We start from the raw sequence: 719 nt of genomic DNA, 5'->3' as shown, positions 1-719 counted from the left end.
CTTCGCCCCTGCGGGATCGGAAGGCGAGATGGTACCCCACTCTATTTCTTATACTTATTTACAATATCTCCGTCCTTCTCATAGGCTGCCTTCATCTTCTCCCACTCCTCGCTAAAGGTCATACCGATATGGTGTTTCTGCTGGTTCTTAATGTATTCGTAGCATCCAGGGACTCGATCGCGACTGATCGCTTGGGCGAAGTAGCCTTGCTGCCACGAGAAAAGTCCATTGTACCCAAGACTTTCGTTGCACAGCTTATTGGTACACTTCTTCAACTCTCTCACGAAGTCAGAGATACTAAAGGATGGGCTGCATACGTAGAAGAGCAGGTGCATATGGTCACGCACGCCATTAATGATAAGCGGTACTACCCCGTTGTTCTTGCAAAACGTGATCATATACTGTTGCAGACGTAACTGTATCGGAGGCGTTAAAAGTCTCATCCGCTGTTTTGTTGAAAAGGTAAGATGGAAAAATAAGGTAAAGTAAGTGTCTCTATTCATAATGGTCAGAGGGTTAGATCACCAAAGTTATCCAGAATGATCCAGTCGGTCAAGTGGCATACCGGCAGGGGTGTGTCCATTTTTACCCAGTGGTCGGATGCGCGGCGGATGGCACCCCGGCAGGGGTGCTCGCTGTTTAGCCCGGATGTCGAGGGGCGAAGCCCCGAAGACTCCGGGTTACCGATGACCTACCCGACACCTGCGACCCCGTTAGGG

1 protein-coding gene is annotated in these 719 nt (G+C 50.1%); it reads right to left on the bottom strand.

Going from position 1 to position 719, the window contains the following annotated elements; translation table 11 throughout:
* Positions 1-41 precede the first annotated feature (41 nt).
* Positions 42-503, bottom strand: coding sequence for a transposase (locus HMPREF2890_RS01410; RefSeq protein WP_070464297.1), 462 nt, complete (start codon positions 501-503; stop codon positions 42-44).
* Positions 504-719 lie beyond the last annotated feature (216 nt).

It is taken from the genome of Porphyromonas sp. HMSC065F10, assembly GCF_001808555.1.
Taxonomy (GTDB): Bacteria; Bacteroidota; Bacteroidia; order Bacteroidales; family Porphyromonadaceae; genus Porphyromonas_A.
The sequence above is the reverse complement of the archived record's forward strand: the minus strand, read 5'-3'. Positions and strand labels throughout refer to the sequence as shown.